Genomic DNA, 20816 nt, shown 5'->3' with positions numbered 1-20816 from the left:
CGACCCGACCCGCTGTACGGGGTCGAGTGGGCGAGAACGGGTCGAGTCGAGCGGCGGGACCGGGCCCGGGTCAGCTGACCTCTGCCGGGTCGGCCGACACGCGGCCGGCCTCGCCCTGGTCGAGCGCGTCGATCGCGGCGAGGTCCTCGGCGGTCAGCTGCACGCCGGCGGCGGCGAGGTTCTCGTCCATGCGCTCGCGGCGGTTCGACTTCGGGAAGACGATCCGGCCCGACTGCAGGTGCCACGCGATCGTCGCCTGCGCCCACGAGATGCCGTGGCGCTCGGCGATCTCGCCGATCACGGTCGACGCGTAGTCGACCTTGCCCTGGCCGAGCGGCCCCCACGCCTCGATCCGGATGTCGTGCTCGGATGCGAGCGCGGTCGTCGCGCGCTGCTGGAACTGCGGGTGCAGCTCGATCTGGTCGATCGCGGGCACGATGCCGGTCTCGAGGATCTCCGGCAGGTAGCGCTCGTCGAAGTTCGAGACGCCGATCGAGGTCGTCAGGCCCTCATCGCGCAGAGCACCGAGCGTCTGCCAGGTCTCCACGGCGCTGCCGGCCGACGGCGTCGGCCAGTGGATGAGGTAGAGGTCGACGCGGTCGAGCCCGAGCTTCTCGAGGCTCTCGCCGAGCGCGGCGCGCGCCTCGGCCTCGCCGCGGCGGTCGTTCCAGAGCTTCGTCGTGATGAACAGCTCGTCGCGCGGGATGCCGCTCGCCGCGATCGCGCGGCCGACACCCTCCTCGTTGCGGTAGATCGCCGCGGTGTCGATGTGGCGGTAGCCGGCCTCGAACGCGTCGAGCACGATGCGCTCGGTCTCGGCCGGGTCGACCTTGAAGACGCCGAAGCCGAGCTGCGGGATCGAGCGTCCGTCGTTCAGCTGCAGGGTGGGGATGGTGGCAGAGGTCATGCGGTCTCCTCGATGTCGGATGTGTCCTCGGGCAGTGCGGCCTGGTCGACGCCGTCGACATGGCGCTCGTCGTGGCCGACGTACTCCGAGAGGGGGCGGATGAGCGAGTTGTTGGCGCGCTGCTCGATGATGTGCGCGGTCCAGCCGGTCACGCGCGCGGCGACGAACAGCGGCGTGAAGATCGGCACGTCGAAGCCGATGAGGGCGTACGCGGGGCCTGACGGGAAGTCGAGGTTGGGCTTGATCGGCTTCCGGTCGGCCATCGCCTGCTCGAGCGCCGTGTACATCTCGAGCGTCTCGGGCGAGCCGTAGTGCTCCGCGAGCCGCTCGAGCGCAGCGCGCATCGTCGGTACGCGCGAGTCGCCGTTCTTGTAGACGCGGTGCCCGAAGCCCATGATCTTGCGCTTCTCGTCGAGCGCGGTCTGCATCCACGCATCCGCCTTCGACGGCTCGCCGACCTCCTGGAAGACCTCCATCACGGCCTCGTTCGCGCCGCCGTGCAGGTGGCCCTTGAGCGCGCCGATCGCTGCGGTGACGGCCGAGTAGAGGTCGGCGAGCGTCGAGGTCACGACGCGGGCGGTGAAGGTGGATGCGTTGAACGAGTGCTCGGCGTAGAGCACCATCGACTGCTTGAACGCCTCGACGACGACCGGGTCGGCCTCCTCGCCGAACGCCATCCAGAGGAAGTTGGCGGCGTAGTCGAGGTCGTCGCGCGGCTCGACCAGCTCCTTGCCGTTGCGGCGGCGCTGCTCGTACGCCACGATCGCCGGGAGCACCGCGAAGAGCGTGAACGCCTTGTCGAGGTCGGCGGAGGGGTCGTCGGCCTTGGGGTCGTTCGCGCCCACGATGCTCACGGCCGTGCGCACGACGTCCATGGGGTGCGCGTGCGACGGCAGCACATCCATCACCGACCGCACGTTGTCGGGCAGGGCGCGGAGCGACCGCTCCTTGGCGCGGACCTCGGCGAGCTGCTCGTCGGTCGGCAGCTCGCCATGCCAGAGCAGGTGGGCGACGGCCTCGAACGGCTGCGTCGCGAGCTCCTGCACCGGGTAACCGCGGTAGAGGAGCGAGTTCGTGTCGGGGTTGACCTTCGAGATCTCGGTGGTGTCGGCGACGACGCCAGCGAGTCCCTTCTTGATGTCGGACTCGGCCATGGTGCTCCTCGATGAACAGGGGGTGCGGGGCGCCATCCGACTCTAGGGCACGGCTCCCTGGCGACCGCCCGAGCGCGTTCCGCCCTGCGCGCAACGCCGCAGCGCCGCGCCGAGTGGCGCTGCCACCACACTCGCCACCGCCCGCGTGCCGGGGAGGACGGATGCGTGGGAGGGTGCTCACCCCGGTCGCCGCCCGTGCCGCGACCGCATCCTTCGCGCTCGAGCGCCCCGCGTCAGCGGTGCCGGAAGCGCGGCTCCCGCTTCTCGCTGAACGCCGCCATGCCCTCCTGCTGGTCCTCGGTGTCGAAGAGCGCCGTGAAGTGCTCGGTCTCGAGCGCGATGCCCTCGGCGAGCGGCATCTCCAGCGCGGCGTCCATGGCTGCCTTCGCGGCGACGAGCGCCGGCAGCGACTTCGCGGCGATCGACGCGGCCATCTCCTGGGCCTCGTCGAGCAGCCGGTCGGCCGGAACGACGCGCGAGATCAGCCCGATGCGCTCCGCCTCCTCGGCGCCGACGCGGCGGCCGGTGAGGATGATCTCGGCAGCCTTCGGATAGCCGAGCGCGCGCACGAGGCGCTGCGTGCCGCCGATGCCGGGGATGACCCCGAGCGAGAGCTCCGGCAGGCCGAAGGTGGCCGAGTCGGCCGCCAGGATGATGTCGCACATGAGCGCGAGCTCGCAGCCGCCGCCGAGCGCGTAGCCCGACACCGCCGCGATCACGGGCTTGCGCACGGCGGCGAATGCCGCCCATCCGCCGAAGTGGCCGTCGGCCCGCATCTCGGCCGTCGACTTCGTCGCCATCTCCTTGATGTCGGCACCCGCGGCGAACGCGCGCTCCGAGCCGGTGACCACGATCGCGCCGACGCCGTCGTCGCCGTCGAGCTCGGTCGCCGCGGCCACGACCTCGCGCATGAGCTGCACGTTCAGCGCGTTGAGCGCTTCGGGCCGGTCGAGGTGGATCCACGCGACGCGGTCGCGCCGCTCGACGCGGATGGTGCGGTAGCCGTTCGTGCTGGGCTCGTTCGTGCTGGACTCGGTGGTGCTGGGCTCGGTCATGCTGCCTCCTCTGGCAGGGCGAGGTCGCCGTCGGGCGCGGGTGCGAAGCAGGCCTCCACCATGGCATCCGGCACCTGCGCGATGGTGGCCGGTTGCCAGGAGGGGCTGCGGTCCTTGTCGACGAGCTGGGCGCGGATGCCCTCGGCGAAGTCGGGCAGGAGGCTCACGTGCGACGAGACCCGGTACTCCTGCTCGAGCGCCTGTTCGAGGGTGGGCAGCGCGGCGGCGCGGCGGAGGGCTGCGAGCGTCACGGCGAGCGCCGTCGGCGAGCGCGTGGCGATGGTGGCGGCGAGCGCAGCGCCGGGCTCTCCTGCCGCAGCGAGCCGCTCGAGGATCGTGCCCAGGTCGTCGGCCGCGAACGCCTCGTCGACGAGCGCGCGGGTGGCGGTGAGCTCGCCGGTGGGCGGGGTGGTGGCGACCGCTGTGATCGCCGCCTCGGCGTCGGTCGTCTCGAGGGCCGCGAGCAGCTCGGGGATCCGCTTCCCCGGGACGAACGCATCCGAGAGTCCGAGCAGGATCGCGTCGGCCGGTCCGACGTGCTCGCCGGTGAGCGCGACGCGGGTGCCGAGCTCGCCGGGGGCGCGGGTGAGCAGCCAGGTCGCGCCGACGTCCGGCACGAAGCCGATCGTCACCTCGGGGAAGCCGATGCGGGTGGACTCGGTGACCACGCGGTGGCGCGCGTGCGCTGAGATGCCGACGCCGCCACCGAGCACGATGCCGTGCTGGATGGCGACGACCGGTTTCGAGGACCGGGCGATCGCGGCGTTCAGCGTGTACTCGTCGCGCCAGAAGGCGCGGGCGGCCGCGCCGCCCGTCGCAGCGACGTCGGCGCGCAGACCGACGACATCCCCGCCGGCGCAGAGGCCGCGCTCGCCGGCGCCGGTGATCGCGATGGTGGCGACGGCGGGGTCGCGCTGCGCGGCGGCGAGGGCCGCGGCGATGCCGCGCACCATGTCGTGCGTGAGCGCGTTGAGCGCCTCCGGCCGGTGCAGCTCGATGGTCGCGAGCCGGCCGCGGCGATCGGTGCGCACGTGCTCGGGCATGGTCCCCATCTTCGCTGATCGAGTAGCAGCCGAAGGCCGCGTATCGAGATCATGTCGTCTCGATACGCGGCCGGCTCCGCCGGCTGCTACTCGACGAGCGGGTGTAGGGGTGCGGACCGCCTAGTGTGTGCGCTCGGGCACCCGCCGGGCGCGCGTGTACTGCGGCGGCCACACCGACGCATCCGCGACGCCGTCGAGCTCGGCCTCGGCGCCGAGCGCCCAGTGCGGGTTGCGCATCCAGGCGCGCGCGAGCATCACCGCGTCGGCGTCGCCATCGACGAGCACCGACTCGGCGTGCGCCGGGTCCTCGATGAGGCCGACGGCGTTCACCTTCGCGCCCGTGGCCGCGCGCACGTCGCGCGCGAACGGCACCTGGTAGCCGGGCTCGAGCGGGATCTCCTGGCGCGGGTCGAGCCCGCCCGAGGAGAGGTCGAACCAGTCGGCGCCTGCCGCGATCGCCACCCGCACGTGCTCGACCGTCATGGCGGAGTCGATGCCGCCGTCGACCCAGTCGGATGCGCTCAGCCGCACCATGAGCGCGGCCTCCGGCACCGCGGCGCGCACGGCCTCGACCACGCGCTCCAGCAGCAGCGTGCGCAGACCGCCCTCACCGACGCCCCACTCGTCGTCGCGGGAGTTCGACAGCGGCGACAGGAACTGGTGCAGCAGGTAGCCGTGCGCCGCGTGCACCTCGACCGCCTCGAAGCCGGCGTCGACCGCACGACGGGCGGCGACGGCGAAGCGCTCGGGCAGCGCCGCGACCTCGTCGGCCGCGAGCGCGCGCGGCGCCGCGTAGCTGCCGAACGCGTCCGAGCCGGCGCTGACGGTCGGCCAGCCGCCCTGCTCGAGCGGCACCGAGCCGCGGCCGCTCCACTCGCGATAGGTCGACGCCTTGCGCCCGGCATGGGCGAGCTGCACGGCCGCCACAGCGCCGTGGGCGCGGATGCGCGCGGCGATCGGCGCGAGCGCCTCGGCCTGCGCGTCGTTCCAGATCCCGAGGTCCTGCGGCGAGATCCGGCCGATCGGCTCGATCGCCGCGGCCTCCGTCATGACGAGCCCGGCACCGCCGCGCGCGAACGAGGTGAGGTGCTCGCGGTGCCAGTCGCCGGGCATGCCGTCCTGCTCCTCGCACGAGTACTGGCACATGGGCGACACCCATGCGCGGTTGCGCACCTCGATCGGCCCGAGCTGCACGGGCGAGAACAGCACGCTCATCGGGGCTCCGCTCCGGGCACCTCGAAGTCGAAGACCCCCTCGTCGAAGGCGCTGTAGGCGGCGTAGTCGTTGAGCTCGTACAGCCGGGCGCGCGTCTGCATGCGCTCCACCGCGCCGTCGAGGGTGCCGGTGTCGCGCAGCCCCTCGAGCTCCCGCTCGATCGCGCCCATCGCGATGCGCAGCAGCGAGACGGGGTGGATCGCGATGTTCACGCCCACGTCCTGCAGCTGCTGATGCGTGAAGAGCGCGCTCTTGCCGAACTCGGTCATGTTGGCGAGGATCGGCACCTGCACGGCCTCGCGGATCGCCGCGAACTCCTCGAGCGAGGCCATCGCCTCCGGGAAGATCGCGTCGGCGCCCGCGGCCTCCAGCGCCTTGGCGCGGTCCTTGGCCGCCTCCAGCCCCCGGACCCCGCGGATGTCCGTGCGGGCCATGATCACGAGGTCGGCATCGCGGCGGGCCGAGACGGCGGCGGCGATGCGCTGCACCGCCCGGTCGAGCGACACGACCTCCTTGCCGTCGAGGTGGCCGCAGCGCTTGGGGTTGACCTGGTCCTCGAGGTGCAGGCCCGAGACGCCCGCATCCTCGAGCTCGTGCACGGCCCGGGCGACGTTCATCGCCTCGCCGAACCCGGTGTCGGCGTCGATGAGGGTCGGCAGGTCGGTCATGCGCGAGATCTCGCGGCCGCGCTGCGCGACCTCGGTGAGCGTCGTCAGGCCGATGTCGGGCAGTCCCAGCTCAGCCGCCATCACGGCGCCCGAGATGTAGACGCCCTCGAAGCCGAGCTGCTGGATGAGCGGCGCGGTCAGCGGGGTGAACGCCCCAGGGAACCGCTGCAGCGTGCCGGAGGCGAGCCCCGCCCGCAGCGCCTGCCGCTTCTCGGACGGGGTGACGGTCGTCGACAGCACTAGAACAGGCCCTTCGTGGTGCCCTGGTCGACGGTGCCGGCCGGCGCGTAGACGGTGAGCTGGCGCACCTCGTCGACGCTCAGCTCGGGCAGCCGCTCGACGAGCGCGAGGAAGCGGTCGATCTCGGCGTCCTCGACGATGCCCTGCGCGAGCGTGCGCAGCTTCGACACGTACTCGGCGCGGCCGAAGGGACGCGCGCCCGCCGGGTGCGCATCCGCCACCGAGATCTCCTGCTCGATCACCTCACCGGAGGTCAGCGTGATGACGATGCGGCCGCCGAACGCCTTCTTGTCGGGGTCCGGGTCGTGGTAGCGCTCGGTCCAGATCGGGTCCTCGACCGTCGTGATCTTGTTCCACAGCGCGATCGTGTCCGGCCGGCCCGCGCGCTGGGGCGCGTAGGAGTCGACGTGGTGCCAGCCGCCGTCCTGCAGCGCGACCGCGACGATGTACGGGATGGAGTGGTCGAGCGTCTCGCGCGACGCGGTCGGGTCGTACTTCTGCGGGTCGTTCGCGCCCGAGCCGATCACGAAGTGCGTGTGGTGGCTCGTGTGCAGCACGATCGACTCGATGCCCTCCGGGTCGCGCAGCTCGGGCCGCTCGGCCGAGAGCCGGCGGGCGAGGTCGATCCAGGCCTGGGCCTGGTACTCGGCGGAGTGCTCCTTCGTGTACGTGTCGAGGATGCCGCGCTTGGGCTCGCCCGGCGCGGGGAGCGGCACGCTGTACGAGCCCTCCCAGCCGTCGAGCAGCTGCGCGATCACGCCGTCCTCGCCCTCGTAGATCGGCACGGGGCTCGTCTGCCCGCGCATGGCGCGGTCGACCGACTCGACGGCCATCTTCCCGGCGAACGCCGGGGCGTGCGCCTTCCAGGTGGAGATCTCGCCCTTGCGCGACTGGCGGGTGGCGGTCGTCGTGTGGAGCGCCTGGCCGACGGCCTGGAAGATCGTCTCGGCGTCGAGGCCGAGCATCGTGCCGATGCCGGCGGCGGCGGACGGGCCGAGGTGCGCGACGTGGTCGATCTTGTGCTTGTGCAGGCTGATCGCGCGCACGAGGTCGACCTGGATCTCGTAGCCGGTCGCGAGGCCGCGCACGAGGGCGTGCCCGTCGCAGCCCACGTGCTGCGCGACGGCGAGGATCGGCGGGATGTTGTCGCCCGGGTGCGAGTACTCGGCGGCCAGGAAGGTGTCGTGGTAGTCGAGCTCGCGCACGGCGACGCCGTTCGCCCAGGCCGCCCACTCCGGGCTGACGCGGTCCTCGATGCCGAACACGGCGGCGCCGGGTGCGTAGGGGTGGCGCTGCGCCTGCTCGCGTGCCGAGACGACCGGCGGCCGGTTGAGGCTCGCGATCGCGACGGAGGCGTTGTCGATGATGCGGTTGGCGATCATCTCCACGACGTCGGCCTCCACCTCGACCGGGTCGACTGCGACCTGCGCGATCCTCCAGGCGAGCTGCTCCTCGCGGGGCAGGTTCTCGGCGCTCTTGTGGGCTCTCACGTCATGGTGCTGCATGCGCTCGAGCCTAGCCCGGAGCGGTCGGGCGCCAGCCGTTGCCCGATCGTTACGCCGCTCCCGGCCGGTGTCCGGGTTCGCGGCGGGCCGACCGTTGAGAATGGCTCGAGGACGCGTCGCGGCGTCCTCTCCTCCTCCATGAAAGGCACCGCCATGGCCTCCGCCCGTCGCTCCGCCCTCGTCGGCGTCATCGCGCTCGCGATGCTCACCGCCTGCACGCCGACGCCGGCAGCGCCGTCCGCGTCGCCGACGCCGAGCACGACGCCGACGCCGAGCGCGACGCCGACACAGAGCGCGACGCCGACGCCGACGCCGAGCGAGACACCGTCGCCCGCGCCCGCCACGTCGGCGACTCCTCCTGCCTCCGCCTCCGCGACGTGGCCGCGCTGCGCCGACGGCGTCGTCCGGGATCCGGAGGCCGGCTACACCGTGAGCTGGAACGTCGACACCTACGAGGAGCAGATCGCCGCATCAGACCCGCGCACCGGCTTCGAGCCGGAGGGCCTGCTCGACTCGGACGGCGTGCTCTGCTCGGTCGTCTACGACCACCCCGTCGACGGGCCCGGCGCGGGTGTCGGCCGGTTCTCGACCGCCATCGTGCGCGATGCCGACGTGGTGGCCTCGGTGCAGGCGTGGGCGGCCGAGCACGGCTATGAGCCCCTGGAATCGGGCGGCGAGACGACGGAGTACGTGCTCGGCGCCGAGGACGACATCTACGACGCCCGGCTGCACGCGTACGTCCTCGGCGACCCGGCGGACGGCACCGCGGAGCTCGAGAACCTCGAGCGGCGGTCCGGGCTCGACCTCGAGCCCACGGATGTGGTGCTGACCCACGTCGCCTTCGAGACGCAGCAGTAGCGAGACGGAGCAGTAGCGAGTCGAAGTCGCAGCGAGACGGAGCAGTAGCGAGTCGAGGTCGGCGCCACGATCGGGCCTGCCGCGCGCGGTCCCGTCGGCGTACGCTCGGCGCTGACCCTCGAGGAAGAGGCGGCCATGGCTCGGTCGAGTGCCCGCGCATCCCGGTTCCGCCGCTCCCTCGCGGCCATCGCCGTCGCATCCGCCGCCGTGGCGTCGCTCGCCGGGTGCATGAGCGGCGGCGCGCCCGACCGCACCGACCTCGGCGCCACGGCCGCGCCCGCGACGCCCATCGGCGACCCGGGGCCGGAGGCGCAGTGCGGCGACGGCGTCTACACCGAGGGCGACGACAAGCTCGAGCCGTCCACCGACGCGCTGCGCGAGGGCTTCGCGGTGCCGGATGCGCTCGACGGCTTCGACGTGCTGTGCACGCTCAGCTGGCGGATGCTGATGAACGACTGCGAGATGACGTTCTCGCGCGCGTACCTCGACGGCGGCGAGGCGGGCGCGCGGCGATCGGAGATCGACGACGCGCTCGTCGGGTGGTCGACGTCGCACGGCCTCGAGCAGACGGAGATCGGCATGTTCGACGACACCCGCAGCTACGGCATCGAGGTCGACCCGGCCGACGGTGCGGTGTCGACGCTGCTGCAGTGGGATGCGGTCAGCCGCTACGACGGCGCCGACGGGGTGCAGCGCCACGCGGACCACGCCGGCATCCCGCTGGACGGGGCCGACGTGGTCGTCGCCTGGAGCGTGTGCCCGGCGCTGCAGGGGTGGGAGACACCGCCGGCAGGAGGCTGACGGGCTAGGCGCTGCCCACGAGCCGCGCGAACACGACGTAGTTGTTCGGGTAGGGGCTGGAGGCGTCCTCACCCTCGTGACAGGTGATGAGCCGCAGCTCGGCGTCGGCCACCGGGTAGTAGACGGCACGGGTCGGGAACGAGTCCTTGGCGAACGTCTCGGTGCTGTACACCTCGAAGACGGCGACGGATCCGTCCTCGCGCGTCACCATCACCTCGTCGCCCTCGACGAGTCGCGGGAGGTCGTAGAAGACCCCGCTGTCATCGGTGGTGGAGTTGACCTGGCCGAGCAGCACGGATGCGCCGCGCTCGCCGGGGGTCGGCGAGCCGTCGTACCAGCTGCCGGGCGAGCCCTCCTCGCCGGGCGGCACCTCGAGGGCGCCGTCCTCGCGGATGCCCGTGTGGATCAGCGACGCATCCAGGCCGATGGCCGGGATCTGCACGCTGACAGGCGCCGATGCCTCGAGCACCAGCGGTTCGGATGCCGGCGCAGCGCTGGGCGTCTCGGCGGCAGGCGCCTCGGTGGCCGGCGCGCTCGAGGCCGCGGGTGCCGCGGTCGGCGGCTGCTCGCCGCTGGCCGCACTGCATGCGGTGAGGGCGGTGAGGGTGACCACGAGGGCCGCCGCCCCCGCCGTGAGGCGGAGACGACGGCCCTTGTTGTGCTCGATCATGAGATCGATCAGTTGTCGCGGACCACGCGACGACGGACGACGAACACGCCGGCAGCCGTCATGAGCGCGAGCGTGCCACCCAGGGCGACGAGGCCGAGGGCCGAGCCGTCCGTGCCAGCAGCTGCGACGGTCGTGACGTCGGTGTCGACGCCACCGGCCGGCGCGACCTCGAGGACGCCGCACAGCGCGGGCGACGTCGCGGCGAGCGGGAGCTCGGGGACGAGGTCGCTCGGGCTGGTGCCTGCCTCCGGCTGGCCGGCCGGGTCGAGGCCGTGCACGACGACGACAGCGGTGCCGTCAGCGAGCGAGTCCTGCGTGGCCTGGTCGAGCTCGAAGGTCTCCTCGTAGGAGATGGTGTCGCCCGACGGCGCAGCCGCCAGGTCGAGACCGCCCGCGGGGGTCTTGTCCGCGTCGCCCACGGAGAGCGTGGTGCCGATGTCGCCGTAGAACGGGCCGCCCTCGGTGGTGCTGATGATGCCGTCACCGTTGGTGTCCGCGTCGTCGCTCGGGCACAGGCCCTGCGCGGCGATGTGGATGTGCTGCACGTGCGGGTACGGCGCGCCGTCGAACTCCGCCGCGAGGCCGGAGGCGTTGATCGTGACGGTGGCGGTGGCGCCCTCGACGTCGATCCATGCCTCGCCGGTCGCGCCGCTGTTGTTCAGCTCGTCGAGCATCGTGGAGTACGAGCCCTCGGCGTGCGCAGCCATCGCCGGCGCCGTGCTCAGCGCGACCATGCCCAGCCCGAGCGCCGGAGCGACGAGCAGGAGTGCTGATTTCTTCATGGGATGTCCTCTTCCTTGAAGTGTCGGGCCCAGGTGGTTGTGCCCTCTTCCTGCGAGGGGTTCGAGGCGGAGGCTCGGACGGATTGGATGGGTCCGGGCCGCATCCGGCCTGCGCGATCTGGTCTGCGCGATCCGATCGCGACCAATCCCGATGCGGTGCGGCGCCGAACCACTCCGTGCAACCACCGCGCGCGACGACGACATCGCACGCATCACACAGATCGGATGATCCCCATGGTCCACACGAGACGGCTCTCCGCCATCGTCGTCGCCGCCCTGCTGGTGACCGGTTGCGCGAGCGCCGCGCCCGCCGCCGAGAGCCCCGCCCCGGAGGCGTCGCACACGATGCCCGATGGCACCGTGATGACCGGTGAGGAGCACGGCTCGCACGGGACCGGGCACGCGAGCGCCCAGGGGCCGTCCGAGGCCGCCGAGATGGTCTGCGCCGGACAGGTGACCGACGCGATCACCGCGATGCTCGACCTCGAGGGCGAGGTCTCGCCGTCGTCCACCTGGAACGAGCCGATGTTCACGTGCTCCTACGACGTCGACGGCGCGCCGCTCACGCTCTCGGTGCACGACGCGACCGCCCTCGCGGTCGGCGAGGCGCACTTCGCCGAGCTGCAGGCCACCACCGAGGGCGCGCGCGACATCGAGGGACTGCTCGCGCTCGGGATGCCTTCCTTCACGAACGATGCGGGCATCGTCTCGTTCCTCCGCGAGGGCAAGACACTGCTCGTCGACGCCACCCGCCTGCCCGACGAGCTCGCCGGCGGCACGATGACGCGGTCCGAGGTGGCCTACGCCGTCGCATCGGCCGTGCTCGTGTGCTGGGTCGAGCACGACTGAGCCGAAGTGGCGCCGCTCGAGCGCTGAGCGCGCCGTGCCCGCGCAGCGACGGCCGACCGCTCAGCGCTTGTCGACGACCCTCCGCAGGTAGCGGATGCGGTCGCGCAGCTGCTGCATCGACGCCTGTGCGACCGGCGGGCCGCCGCAGACGCGCCGCGACTCCGCGTGCACGAGCGCGTGCGCCTCGCCGCGGCGCTTCGCCACGATCGCGACGAGCGAGTTGAGCAGCTGCCGCTCCTCGCGCATGTTGCGGTAGAGCGGCTCCGGCGCCTCCTGGCTCGGCGGCCGGTCGCGGATGCGCGCGGCCTGGCGCGCGTGCCGTCGCTTGAGCAGGTCGGAGACGTCCTCCGCGTCGAGGAGGCCGGGGATGCCGATGAAGTCGAGCTCCTCCTCGGTCGCCGGCTCGACGAGCTGGCCGAACTCGGCGTCGCCGAACAGCACCCGGTCGAAGGTGGCGCTCGACTCGAGCGGCTCCCACGTGAACGGCGCGGCCTCGCGGTCGTCGCTGTCGCCGCGCTCCGCCGCATCCATCGCGTCGTCGTCGAGCAGCTGGTCGTCGGACTGCTCGCGGTCGAGCGCGTGGTCGCGCTGCCGCTCGAGCTCGGCGGCGAGCGTCAGGAGCGGCGGCACCGATGGCAGGAAGATGGTCGCGACCTCGCCGCGGCGCCGCGAGCGCACGAAGCGGCCGATGGCCTGCGCGAAGAACAGCGGGGTCGACGAGCTCGTCGCGTAGACGCCGACCGCGAGCCGCGGCACGTCGACGCCCTCTGACACCATCCGCACCGCCACCATCCAGCGCTGCGTGCCATCGGAGAAGGCGCTGATCCGGTCGGAGCCGCCGGGATCGTCCGACAGCACGACCGTCGGCTCCTCCCCCGAGATGCCGCGCAGCAGCGCCGCGTACTGGCGCGCCTGGGCCTGGTCGGTCGCGATCACGAGGCCGCCCGCATCCGGCACCGTCTGGCGCACGTGCGTGAGCCGCACGTCGGCGCTGCGCAGCACCTGCTGGATCCACTCGCCGCCAGGGTCGAGCGCGGTGCGCCAGGCGCCGTTCGTGATGTCCTTCGTGTCGCCGTGGCCGAGGGTGGCGCGCATCTCGTCGCCCATCGACGTGCGCCACTGCATCGTGCCGGCGTAGGCCATGAACAGCACCGGGCGCACCACGCCGTCGCGCAGCGCGTGGTCGTAGGCGTAGGCGTAGTCGGTGCGCGAGAGGCGGATGCCGCGCTCGTCGCGCACGTACTCGACGAAGGGGATCGGCGCGGTGTCGCTGCGGAACGGCGTGCCCGTGAGCGACAGCCGGCGGGCGGCGGGGCCGAACGCCTCGAGCACCGCGTCGCCCCACGAGAGGGCATCGCCCGCGTGGTGGACCTCGTCGAGGATGACGAGGCTCGGCGCCGAGCGGGTGATGCGCTCGTGCACCGGCGGCCGGGCGGCGACCTGCGCGTAGGTGACGACGACCCCGTGGTACTGCCGGGGGTAGTCGCCGTCACCGTTCGAGAAGTCGGGGTCGAGGCGGATGCCCGCCCGGTGCGCCGCGTCGGCCCACTGCTGCTTGAGGTGCTCGGTGGGGGCGACGACCGTGATGCGGGCGACCGCGCCGCGGCGGAGCAGCTCGGAGGCGAGCCGCAGGGCGAACGTCGTCTTGCCGGCGCCCGGGGTGGCCGCCGCGAGGAAGTCGCGCGGCTCGGTGCGGAAGTACTGCTCGAGCGCCTCCTGCTGCCACGCACGGAGCGGCTGGGCGGTGCCCCAGGCGGCGCGCTCCGGGTAGGTCGGCGGCAGGTGATCGGCCGCGTAGGTGCCGAAGTGCTGGCCCTGCTCGGTGGCGTGCTGCCCGTGCTGCTGCGCCGAGTGCTGGATGCCCTGCTGCCCGGCGAACGCCCCGAACGGGGTTGCTGCGGGCTGGCTGGTCACTCGCTCCATCGTAGGCGCGGCCACCGACCTGCGCCTCGTGCGCGTGTCGCGCGTCCTCGTCCCCTGATCCTCAACGGAGCGGGTGGTAGCGCGAGGTGATAGAGCCCTCGCGGCACCACGTGCTCCGTTGAGACGGGGTTCGTCGCGGTTTCAGGGGCGTGCGCCTAGGCTGACCGCATGCACTACCTGCTCGGTCTCGCAGCGCTCGTCATGGGCGCCGCCATCGCGACGCGCCGCACCCGGCCGACGTGGTTCGTCGTGCTGACGGCCGCGCTCGTCGCCGTCGGCGCGCTGTTCGCCATCCTCAGCTACACGCGCGTCACCGACGGCCTCGGCCTGCTGCCGAACAGCATCATCGGCTGGGTGTTCGTGGGGCTGTCGATCATCACGATGCTCGCGTCGATCTTCGTGCTCGAGCGGCGCGGCGAGCACGGCGAGGAGCTGCCGCCGCTCATCGGCGACAACCCGTTCGACGGCGACACCGACGACTCGGATGACCCGGCGCACGGCACGGCGCGGGGGTCGGAGCAGGGCGTCGCGCACGGCACGGCGGGCTCGACCGCGCATGGCACGGCGCGCTCGGCTGCGAGTGACGCGGCCGTCGCGTCGGTCACCGGCGCCGCGGCATCCTCCGGGGCCGCCGGCGCGGCCGCTGCCGGTGCACCCGGATACGCCGGTGTCGGGGCGTCCGGCACCGAGGCCTACGCAGAGGAGATCGTCATGAACCCCGCCATTCCCGACGACGACACGACGTCGCACCCCGGCCCGAGCGAGGACGCCCACGACGGCACCGCCGTCATCGGCGCCGACCCGGACATCGCGACGGCACCCGCCGAGACCGACGTCGACGCGGCGCCGGAGGGCGACGCCTCGGACGACCAGGGCACGCCCCACCGCTGACGCGCATCCGCTCGCGCGCATCGCCGCGAACGACGAGACGCCCGCCGAGCAGCTCGGCGGGCGTCTCGTCGTCTCGGGGCTAGGCCTTCTCCTCGCCCTTCGTGTCGACCTCCTCGACCCACGACGGCGGCTCGTCGCGGCCCGCCTCCTCGTCGGCGTCGGCGTCCTCAGCGGTGGGCTGGACGATGCCCTGCGCGTGGTGGGTCGGCGCGTAGATGGCGTAGAGGCGCATGGGCTCGTCGCCGATGTTGATGACGTCGTGCCACGTGCCGGCGGGCACCTGCACGCTCCACCCGTCGGAGACCTCCTGCTCGAACGGCAGGTCGTCCTTCGACGGGCCCATCACGACGCGGCCCCTGCCCGCGTCGAGGCGCAGGAACTGGTCGGTGCCGTTGTGCACCTCGAGCCCGATCGAGCTGCCCGGCGGGATCGACATGAGGGTCACCTGCAGGTGCTCGCCGGTCCAGGCGACGGTGCGGTAGTTCGAGTTCTCGCGCGTCGCGGTCTCGATGTCGAACGCGTTGCGCTGCGGTCCGTTGTCGTGGATGTCCATGCTCGGCATCCTGCCCGCGCCCCCTGGGAAGCGCCAGAGTGGCGCCGTCCCCGCTCGCGGACCCCTCCCCGCTACCAGGACCCGAGACCTCGGGTCGCCGTGGCGCGATCGGGTCCGCGCCGAGTCACGCCGCGCGCAGTAGGTGCAGCGAGGGACGCCGGATGCGGGGCACGCCGTAGTCGGTCAGCAGCCGGTCGAGCCGAGTCGGCCGCATGAGGTCGACCCAGATCCAGCGCATCGGGTCGCCGCTCCAGCGCAGATCGTCCTCGCGGGCCTTCTCTTCGGCCAGCGCCTGCGCGCCGGTCTTCCCCTGCCGGTTCGCGAGCTCGCCGTACTTCTGCGCCCCGTCGAACTCCCCGTAGATCGGCCGACGACCCGCGATCCGCCAGCGCATGTCGACCCAGTAGGCCCTGCCCGTGCGACCGAGCACCTTCGGCTGCAGCTCGGGCGGAGCGAAGCCGAGCTGATGGATGAGCACCCGGCTGTAGGACTCCCCGACCGACTCGGCGGCGCGGTCGGCGAAGGCGATCGCTTGCGCCGCCGCGGCCCGTCCTCGCCTGCTCTGGCGTCCGAGTGCGTCCACGATCTGCTCCTTCGTGACGAGCTCTGCTCGCAGCGACCAGTCGATCGCCGCTACCGCGATCCTGGGCTCGCGCCGCCGTCCGACGTCGGCGAGCGCATGTGCGAGGGAGCAGACCCGCAGCCCGCCCACCGTCGTGACATCGAGCGGCTCCAGCTCCACCGCCGAATGCGAGACGCCCGCCTTGCTGCCCGCAGTGCGCAGGTCGCCGGTCGTGAACACTCGATCGGGCTCGAGGCCGAACGGAACGCCGTGGATCGCGAGCGCCGACTCTCGCGCGAACACCGGATGCTCGCGGACGGCGTCGACGGCCTCAATGCGCGCGAGATAGCGCGTCTGCCGGCTGGCCGCCGCCAGGCTCTCCGCGTCGGCGTAGACGCCGAACCGCACCCGCGCCAGGGTCGCGTCACGCTCGGGCTTCCTCGACGCCCCTGCCGCCCGCAGCTCTGCTGCGCGCTGCAAGCGAAGCACGGGCGTCGGTTCTTCGTCGATCGACACGAGCGCACGATGGCAGGACGCCCTCCCTGCCCGTGCCACGCATCCCCTCCCCTGTGGAGCGCCGTTCGCAGCTCCCGCGGAGGGGGCCCTGGGTTCGAGCGTCCAGCCCCACTCCGTCGACCCGAGTTCGCCATGAGGACCCGAGACCTTGGGTCCCCCTGGCGATGCGGGGTCCGCGAAGTGGAGGTGCGGCGGGCGCGGGTGCGCGGGCACAGCGGAGCACGGGAGAATGGAGGGATGCGCATCGAGTACCCGGCTGATCTGCCCGTCAGCGCGGCGCGCGACGAGATCATGGCGGCGATCCGCGACCACCAGGTGGTGATCGTCGCCGGCGCGACCGGTTCGGGCAAGACGACGCAGCTGCCGAAGATGTGCCTCGAGCTCGGCCGCTCGAGCATCGGCCACACGCAGCCGCGCAGGCTCGCGGCGCGAACGATCGCCGAGCGCATCGCCGAGGAGCTCGGCGAAGAGGTCGGCGGCGCCGTCGGCTACAAGGTGCGCTTCACCGACCAGGTGAGCGCGGCGACGCAGATCAAGGTGATGACCGACGGCATCCTGCTCGCCGAGATGCACCGCGATCGCGACCTGCAGCAGTACGACACCATCATCATCGACGAGGCGCACGAGCGCAGCCTCACGATCGACTTCCTCATCGGCTACCTGCAGCGGCTGCTCCCCCGCCGCCCCGACCTCAAGGTGATCGTCACGAGCGCGACGATCGACCCGGAGTCGTTCAGCCGGCACTTCGGCGGTGCGCCGATCATCGAGGTGTCCGGGCGCACCTTCCCGGTCGACATCCGCTACCGCCCGCTCGTCGCGGAGGCGATGGACGAGGACGAGGACGGCGACGGGGAGCCCGACGAGCACGTCGACCTCGACCCGATCGACGGCATCGAGTCGGCCCTCGCAGAGATCGCCCGCGACGACAGCGGCGACGTGCTCGTCTTCCTGCCGAGCGAGGCCGACATCCGCGACGCGCAGGACCAGCTGCAGGGCAGGCTCGGCGCCACCACCGAGATCCTGCCCCTCTACGGCCGCCTGAGCGCCGCCGACCAGCACCGGGTCTTCGAGCGCTCGCACCGCCCGGGCATCCGCCGCCGCGTGGTGCTCGCCACGAACGTCGCCGAGACGAGCCTCACCGTCCCCGGCATCCGGCACGTCATCGACACCGGCACCGCCCGCATCTCGCGCTACTCCGCCCGCAGCAAGGTGCAGCGACTGCCGATCGAGGCGATCAGCCAGGCGAGCGCGAACCAGCGCTCGGGCCGAGCGGGCCGCGTCGCGCCGGGCATCGCGATCCGCCTCTACGCCGAGGCCGACTTCGACAAGCGCCCCGCCTTCACCGACCCCGAGATCCTGCGCACCAACCTCGCCGCGGTCATCCTGCAGGCCGCCTCGCTCGGGCTCGGCCCGCTCGAGGAGTTCCCGTTCCTGCAGCCGCCCGACTCGCGCGGCATCAAGGACGGCCACGACCTGCTGCGCGAGCTCGGCGCCATCTCGGCGAAGGGCGGCATCACGAAGATCGGCCGCGAGCTCGCCCGCCTGCCCGTCGACCCGCGGTTCGGGCGGATGGCCCTGGCCGGCCGCGACGCGGACGTCGCCCACGAGGTCATCGCGATCGTCGCCGGCCTCACGATCCAGGATCCTCGCGAGCGCCCGCTCGAGCGGCGCGAGGAGGCCGACCGGATGCACGCGCGCTTCGTCGACCCGACGAGCGACTTCATCACGCTGCTCGCGCTCTGGCGGCACCTGCAGGCGCAGCAGGCGGCGCTCTCGGGCAACCAGTTCCGCAAGGCTTGCAAGGCGGAGCACCTGAGCTTCCTGCGCGTGCGGGAGTGGCAGGACGTCGTGCGGCAGCTGACGAGGTCGATGGGGCTGAAGCCTCTCCGCTCGTCGAGTAGCACCGAAGGCGCGTATCGAGACGCCAGCCGCTCTGATCTCGATACGCGGTCTGCGACTGCTACTCGATCAACGGAGAAGAGGCGGTCAGTCGACGACGCACCTGGCTCCCTCGCCACGTCCGTCGACGCCGACGCCGTCCACAAGGCGCTGCTCTCCGGCCTCCTCGGCCGCATCGGCACGCTCGACGAGACACAGAAGCCGCAGCAGTCGCGGCCCGGCGACAAGGGCGACAAGCGGCGGATGCGCCCCCGCCCCGAGTACCTCGGCGCACGCGGCGCGCGGTTCCAGATCTTCCCCGGCTCGGCCCTCGCCAAGAAGCCGCCGCACGCGGTCATGGCCGCCGAGCTCGTGGAGACCAGCCGCCTCTTCGCCCGCAACGTCGCATCCATCGACCTCGCGTGGGCCGAGCCGCTCGCCGGCGACCTCGCGAAGCGGCAGGTGTCGGAGCCCCACTGGGAGCGCAAGCAGGGCGCGGTGGTCGCCTTCGAGAAGGTGACGCTCTTCGGCGTCACGATCGTCGAGCGGCGCCGCGTGCAGTTCTCGCGCATCGATCCCGAGCACGCGCGCGAGCTGTTCATCCGCCATGCGCTCGTCGACGGCGAGTGGGACAGCCCCCAGGACTTCGACCGCAGGAACCAGGAGCTGCGCCGCGAGCTCGAGCGGCTCGAGGAGCGCCAGCGGCGCCGCGACCTGCTCGTCGGCGACGAGGCCGTGTTCGACTTCTTCGACGCGCGCATCCCGGCCGACGTCTCTTCCACCCGCAGCTTCGAGGGCTGGTGGCGCGAGGCGCGGAAGACCACCCCCGACCTGCTGACGATGCGCCGCGAGGACCTCACCGGCGAGGACGCGACCGTCGACAGCCAGGCGTTCCCGACGAAGTGGCAGCAGGGCGAGCAGCGGCTGCGGCTCAGCTACCGGTTCGAGCCGGGCGCCGCCGACGACGGCGTCACCGTCCACGTGCCGCTCGCGGTGCTGCCCCGGCTCACGCCCGCCGGCTTCGACTGGCTCGTGCCCGGCATGCGCGAGGAGCTGCTCACGGCGATGATCAAGAGCCTGCCGAAGCACGTGCGCAAGCACGTGGTGCCGGCCGCCGACTGGGCGCGCGGGATGCTCGCCGAGCTGCCGGCCGAGCCGCCGGCCGGCGGCGAGGGCCGCGGCGCCGCCTCCCGCTCGATCGCGGAGGTGCTCGCCGCGCGCATCTCCCGCACCGCCTACGTGCAGGCGGCGGCGACGGATGTCGACTGGCACCGCATCCCGGACCACCTGAAGCCGACCTTCGCGGTCGAGGACGGCCGGGGGCGCCGGCTCGGCGCCGACAAGGATCTCGAGGCGCTGCAGCGGCGCTTCGGCCAGCAGGCCCGCACCCAGGTGGCGAAGGTCGCCGTGAAGGTGACGAGCGACCTCGAGCGCGACGAGGTCGCCGGCTTCGACACCGAGCTGCCGGAGCACATCGACGTGCGGCAGGGCGGCAACACGGTGCGGGCGTACCCGGGCTACGCGATCACCGGGCCGGCGGCGAAGGGCGCGGGGGCCGGCAGGGCGACCGTCGGCATCCGCCTCGCCGCCACCCGCGAGGCGCAGCAGCGCGACCAGCGCGCGGCGGTGCGGCAGCTGCTGCTGCGGCAGGTGCCGAGCCCGGGGCCCTACGTGCAGTCGAACCTCACGGCCGCCGAGAAGCTGGCGCTCGGCGCGAGCCCCTACGCGTCGACCGACCGGCTGTTCGACGACCTCATGCTCGCGATCATCGACGCCGAGCTGGGCACGACCGCTCCGGCGACGGTCGCCGACTTCGAGGCGCTGCGCGCCCGCGTCGCCGACGGCCTCGTCGAGCGGATGTTCGCGCTCGCGTCGCAGGTGGCGCGCATCCTGACGTCCGCCCGGCTCGCCGACCGCGCGATCCGCGACGGCGCGAGCCTCGCCCACATGGCGGCCCTCGCCGATGCCCGCGCGCACCTCGACCAGCTGGTCTTCGACGGCTTCGTCAGCCGCACCGGCCTCGACCGGCTCGGTCGCCTCGAGGTCTACGTGCGCGCGATCGAGCACCGCGTGAAGCGGCTGCCCGAGACGGCCAACCGCGACCGCACCTGGATGACCGAGGTCGAGCAGGCGGTCGCGCTCTTCACCGCTGCAGGCGGCACGCTGCCGCTCGCGCCGGCGGTGACGGATGCCGTCCCCGGCACCGACGGATCGGCGAGGGCGGAGCGGCTCATCACCGCCCGCTGGCTGCTCGAGGAGCTGCGCGTCAGCCTCTTCGCGCAGCAGCTCGGCACCGCAGGTCCCGTCTCGCTGCAGCGCATCCGGAAGGCGCTTGCGGACTGACGCCCGCCGCGGTGGCCGTACGGTGGAAGCCGACCCCGAGGAGTGCAGCACCCATGGAGCCAGACCGCTACGGCCCGAGCGTCCAGCGCAACGCGCTCGCCCCCGGCATCCTGCTGGCGATCGCGCTCGTCGTCGGCACGCTGCTCATCGGCAGCGAGTGGTACGAGACGCTGCGCTTCGTGGTCGCGGTGCTCGCGCTCATCATCGGCTGGTTCGCCGTGCAGGCGAAGCACTGGTGGTGGGTGCCCGTCTTCCTCGCCATCGCCGTCGCCTGGAACCCGGTCGCGCCGTTCGACCTGTCGAGCCAGCTCGGTCTGCTGGCGCACGTCGCGGCCGCGGTCGTCGCGCTCGTCGCCGCGGTGCTCATCAAGGCGCCGCGCGCCGACGCGGACCGCTGACGGCA

18 protein-coding genes are annotated in these 20816 nt (G+C 72.8%); 6 read left to right on the top strand and 12 right to left on the bottom strand.

Going from position 1 to position 20816, the window contains the following annotated elements; translation table 11 throughout:
- Positions 1–70: 70 nt before the first annotated feature.
- The 7 genes from ACVWW9_RS08670 to ACVWW9_RS08640 all read right to left on the bottom strand — a co-directional run bounded on the left by ACVWW9_RS08670 (position 71) and on the right by ACVWW9_RS08640 (position 7787).
- Entirely contained in the window at positions 71–907 is an 837-nt protein-coding gene (locus ACVWW9_RS08670) for an aldo/keto reductase (protein WP_456515159.1), read from the bottom strand.
- The gene (locus ACVWW9_RS08665; RefSeq protein WP_456515158.1) at positions 904–2061 is read right to left on the bottom strand and encodes a bifunctional 2-methylcitrate synthase/citrate synthase; all 1158 of its coding nucleotides are present in this window, start codon (positions 2059–2061) and stop codon (positions 904–906) included. Before ACVWW9_RS08665 ends, ACVWW9_RS08670 begins: the two co-directional genes overlap by 4 nt.
- 233 nt (positions 2062–2294) lie before the next feature.
- On the bottom strand, positions 2295–3116 hold the full coding sequence (locus ACVWW9_RS08660; protein ID WP_456515157.1) for an enoyl-CoA hydratase-related protein: 822 nt from the start codon (positions 3114–3116) through the stop codon (positions 2295–2297).
- A complete protein-coding gene (locus ACVWW9_RS08655; RefSeq protein ID WP_456515156.1) occupies positions 3113–4159 on the bottom strand; it encodes a 3-hydroxyisobutyryl-CoA hydrolase in 1047 nt (348 codons plus the stop codon). The genes ACVWW9_RS08660 and ACVWW9_RS08655 overlap by 4 nt, the downstream gene beginning before the upstream one ends.
- Before the next feature lie 120 nt (positions 4160–4279).
- A complete protein-coding gene (locus ACVWW9_RS08650; protein ID WP_456515155.1) occupies positions 4280–5374 on the bottom strand; it encodes an NADH:flavin oxidoreductase/NADH oxidase in 1095 nt (364 codons plus the stop codon).
- Positions 5371–6282, bottom strand: coding sequence for a methylisocitrate lyase (prpB, locus tag ACVWW9_RS08645; RefSeq protein WP_456515154.1), 912 nt, complete (start codon positions 6280–6282; stop codon positions 5371–5373). Before prpB ends, ACVWW9_RS08650 begins: the two co-directional genes overlap by 4 nt.
- Positions 6282–7787: an MmgE/PrpD family protein gene (locus ACVWW9_RS08640; RefSeq protein ID WP_456515153.1), complete on the bottom strand. Its 1506-nt coding sequence runs from the start codon at positions 7785–7787 to the stop codon at positions 6282–6284. Before ACVWW9_RS08640 ends, prpB begins: the two co-directional genes overlap by 1 nt.
- A 138-nt stretch (positions 7788–7925) precedes the next feature.
- Between ACVWW9_RS08640 and ACVWW9_RS08635 the strand changes: the two genes are divergently transcribed.
- Both ACVWW9_RS08635 and ACVWW9_RS08630 read left to right on the top strand, forming a co-directional pair.
- Positions 7926–8645 carry a hypothetical protein gene (locus tag ACVWW9_RS08635; protein ID WP_456515152.1) on the top strand — a complete coding sequence of 240 codons (720 nt, stop codon included), beginning with the start codon at positions 7926–7928 and terminating at the stop codon, positions 8643–8645.
- Between the two features lie 135 nt (positions 8646–8780).
- Positions 8781–9446, top strand: a complete 666-nt coding sequence (locus tag ACVWW9_RS08630; protein ID WP_456515151.1) for a hypothetical protein — start codon at positions 8781–8783, stop codon at positions 9444–9446.
- Positions 9447–9450: 4 nt separating this feature from the next.
- Here the strand turns inward: ACVWW9_RS08630 and ACVWW9_RS08625 are convergent, their stop codons facing one another.
- Together ACVWW9_RS08625 and ACVWW9_RS08620 are read right to left on the bottom strand one after the other, a co-directional pair.
- Entirely contained in the window at positions 9451–10116 is a 666-nt protein-coding gene (locus ACVWW9_RS08625; protein WP_456515150.1) for a class F sortase, read from the bottom strand.
- An 8-nt stretch (positions 10117–10124) separates the two neighbouring features.
- Positions 10125–10898, bottom strand: coding sequence for a hypothetical protein (locus tag ACVWW9_RS08620; RefSeq protein ID WP_456515149.1), 774 nt, complete (start codon positions 10896–10898; stop codon positions 10125–10127).
- A gap of 234 nt (positions 10899–11132) precedes the next feature.
- Between ACVWW9_RS08620 and ACVWW9_RS08615 the strand changes: the two genes are divergently transcribed.
- On the top strand, positions 11133–11747 hold the full coding sequence (locus tag ACVWW9_RS08615) for a hypothetical protein (protein WP_456515148.1): 615 nt from the start codon (positions 11133–11135) through the stop codon (positions 11745–11747).
- A 60-nt stretch (positions 11748–11807) separates the two neighbouring features.
- On the opposite strand, the gene ACVWW9_RS08610 is transcribed toward ACVWW9_RS08615, so the two are convergent.
- The gene (locus ACVWW9_RS08610) at positions 11808–13607 is read right to left on the bottom strand and encodes a DEAD/DEAH box helicase (RefSeq protein WP_456515416.1); all 1800 of its coding nucleotides are present in this window, start codon (positions 13605–13607) and stop codon (positions 11808–11810) included.
- A gap of 231 nt (positions 13608–13838) precedes the next feature.
- Here ACVWW9_RS08610 and ACVWW9_RS08605 point away from each other — a divergent pair, with 231 nt between their 5' ends.
- Positions 13839–14561: a hypothetical protein gene (locus ACVWW9_RS08605; protein ID WP_456515147.1), complete on the top strand. Its 723-nt coding sequence runs from the start codon at positions 13839–13841 to the stop codon at positions 14559–14561.
- A 79-nt stretch (positions 14562–14640) separates the two neighbouring features.
- Here ACVWW9_RS08605 and ACVWW9_RS08600 read toward each other — a convergent pair whose 3' ends face one another.
- Positions 14641–15114 carry a cupin domain-containing protein gene (locus ACVWW9_RS08600; RefSeq protein WP_354255888.1) on the bottom strand — a complete coding sequence of 158 codons (474 nt, stop codon included), beginning with the start codon at positions 15112–15114 and terminating at the stop codon, positions 14641–14643.
- 124 nt (positions 15115–15238) lie between these two features.
- Complete coding sequence (locus tag ACVWW9_RS08595) at positions 15239–16504, bottom strand: hypothetical protein (protein WP_456515146.1); 1266 nt, start codon at positions 16502–16504, stop codon at positions 15239–15241.
- On the opposite strand from ACVWW9_RS08595, the gene hrpA reads away from it, so the two are divergent.
- Both hrpA and ACVWW9_RS08585 read left to right on the top strand, forming a co-directional pair.
- Entirely contained in the window at positions 16430–20413 is a 3984-nt protein-coding gene (gene hrpA, locus ACVWW9_RS08590) for an ATP-dependent RNA helicase HrpA (protein ID WP_456515145.1), read from the top strand. The genes ACVWW9_RS08595 and hrpA overlap by 75 nt on opposite strands.
- A 53-nt stretch (positions 20414–20466) precedes the next feature.
- Entirely contained in the window at positions 20467–20811 is a 345-nt protein-coding gene (locus ACVWW9_RS08585) for a DUF6804 family protein (protein WP_456515144.1), read from the top strand.
- Positions 20812–20816: the final 5 nt, after the last annotated feature.

Source organism: Agrococcus sp. UYP33 (assembly GCF_054060915.1).
This window is presented reverse-complemented; position numbering and strand designations above follow the sequence as displayed.

Bases quoted from the DNA above. Each gene is read 5' to 3' on its own strand.
- ACVWW9_RS08670 (WP_456515159.1), bottom strand. From the start codon at position 907: ATGACCTCTGCCACCATCCCCACCCTGCAGCTGAACGACGGACGCTCG.
- ACVWW9_RS08665 (WP_456515158.1), bottom strand. From the start codon at position 2,061: ATGGCCGAGTCCGACATCAAGAAGGGACTCGCTGGCGTCGTCGCCGAC.
- ACVWW9_RS08660 (WP_456515157.1), bottom strand. From the start codon at position 3,116: ATGACCGAGCCCAGCACCACCGAGTCCAGCACGAACGAGCCCAGCACG.
- ACVWW9_RS08655 (WP_456515156.1), bottom strand. From the start codon at position 4,159: ATGCCCGAGCACGTGCGCACCGATCGCCGCGGCCGGCTCGCGACCATC.
- ACVWW9_RS08650 (WP_456515155.1), bottom strand. From the start codon at position 5,374: ATGAGCGTGCTGTTCTCGCCCGTGCAGCTCGGGCCGATCGAGGTGCGC.
- ACVWW9_RS08640 (WP_456515153.1), bottom strand. From the start codon at position 7,787: ATGCAGCACCATGACGTGAGAGCCCACAAGAGCGCCGAGAACCTGCCC.
- ACVWW9_RS08635 (WP_456515152.1), top strand. From the start codon at position 7,926: ATGAAAGGCACCGCCATGGCCTCCGCCCGTCGCTCCGCCCTCGTCGGC.
- ACVWW9_RS08630 (WP_456515151.1), top strand. From the start codon at position 8,781: ATGGCTCGGTCGAGTGCCCGCGCATCCCGGTTCCGCCGCTCCCTCGCG.
- ACVWW9_RS08625 (WP_456515150.1), bottom strand. From the start codon at position 10,116: ATGATCGAGCACAACAAGGGCCGTCGTCTCCGCCTCACGGCGGGGGCG.
- ACVWW9_RS08620 (WP_456515149.1), bottom strand. From the start codon at position 10,898: ATGAAGAAATCAGCACTCCTGCTCGTCGCTCCGGCGCTCGGGCTGGGC.
- ACVWW9_RS08615 (WP_456515148.1), top strand. From the start codon at position 11,133: ATGGTCCACACGAGACGGCTCTCCGCCATCGTCGTCGCCGCCCTGCTG.
- ACVWW9_RS08605 (WP_456515147.1), top strand. From the start codon at position 13,839: ATGCACTACCTGCTCGGTCTCGCAGCGCTCGTCATGGGCGCCGCCATC.
- ACVWW9_RS08600 (WP_354255888.1), bottom strand. From the start codon at position 15,114: ATGGACATCCACGACAACGGACCGCAGCGCAACGCGTTCGACATCGAG.
- hrpA (WP_456515145.1), top strand. From the start codon at position 16,430: ATGCGCATCGAGTACCCGGCTGATCTGCCCGTCAGCGCGGCGCGCGAC.
- ACVWW9_RS08585 (WP_456515144.1), top strand. From the start codon at position 20,467: ATGGAGCCAGACCGCTACGGCCCGAGCGTCCAGCGCAACGCGCTCGCC.